We start from the raw sequence: 983 nt of genomic DNA on the forward strand, positions 1-983 counted from the left end.
GAGCGCCCATGTATAGGCTTCGGCCTCAAAGGCCGCGCGGCTGGTATAGGCAAAGCAATAGTCGCCGTCGCGCACCCAATCGGCCAGCCCCAGATCGGCGCAGAGGGCTTTGTGTTGCGCCACGCTGTCGCTCACGATGGGCACCAGCCCGGCAGAGATGCGTCGGGTGTCGGCATCGTTGGCGTGGCTCATGTAGCGGCGTAGCCATGGCAGCAGACGTGGGAGATAGGGCCAACGCAGGAACAGCGGAAACTCGGGGTCGCGCAGCATCCCCGGCGATTTCCGCATCAGGCCCGGCCCGGTCACCGGCGCAACGCCCGCCGCCGCCAGCACGCCACCATTGCCATGCGAGGTGCCCCGCCCCGGCTCAGACCGGTCCAGCAGCGTCACTTCCGCCCCGGCGCGGCGCAGCCAGATCGCGGCAGAGACGCCGACAATTCCGGCGCCGATAACGACGACATGCTGGCTCATGGGTGGCGGCTTTCGTTTTCGCGTTGGGTCATGGCTGGGTTCCTTTGGGGCATCTTTACACAAAAAATCACCACGTCAACAAAATGCTGATAAAATGTCATCGTCATGGTTTTGCTTGTCTCCCGCTGCCCGCAAAGGTGTTGATTGTCACTGAGAACTGACCCGGTATTTTCACCGAGATTTGACCCACCCTCAGTTATGCGTCGTGGTCTATGATGCGGTCAATGTTTTGGCCTCCTTTGCAGTTTTCTTTGCTGCCTCAGAACTGACCTTGAAGCGGTAGCTGTCGTTTCCGGTTTCGAGGATGTGGCAGCGGTGGGTAAGCCGATCCAAGAGAGCGGTGGTCATCTTTGCATCCCCGAAGACCTGCGCCCATTCTGAGAAGCTAAGGTTGGTGGTGATGATCACACTGGTGCGCTCATAGAGCTTACTGAGCAGATGGAAGAGCAGCGCCCCGCCAGATGAACTGAACGGCAGGTAGCCGAGTTCGTCCAAAATGACCAAGTCGACCT

General features: G+C 59.8%; 2 protein-coding genes. Both read right to left on the reverse strand.

Features of this window, described 5'->3' with window-relative positions; all coding sequences use genetic code 11:
- Positions 1–471, reverse strand: a 471-nt coding sequence (locus A3722_RS05160; protein ID WP_150120445.1) for an FAD-dependent oxidoreductase, incomplete at its 3' end; no start/stop codon positions are given.
- A 210-nt stretch (positions 472–681) separates the two neighbouring features.
- Positions 682–983: ATP-binding protein (locus A3722_RS05165; RefSeq protein WP_161488214.1), on the reverse strand; the 302-nt coding region annotated here is incomplete at its 5' end.

Origin of the sequence: Sulfitobacter sp. HI0027 (assembly GCF_001634775.1) — a bacterium.
In the GTDB taxonomy this organism is placed as follows: Bacteria; Pseudomonadota; Alphaproteobacteria; order Rhodobacterales; family Rhodobacteraceae; genus Sulfitobacter.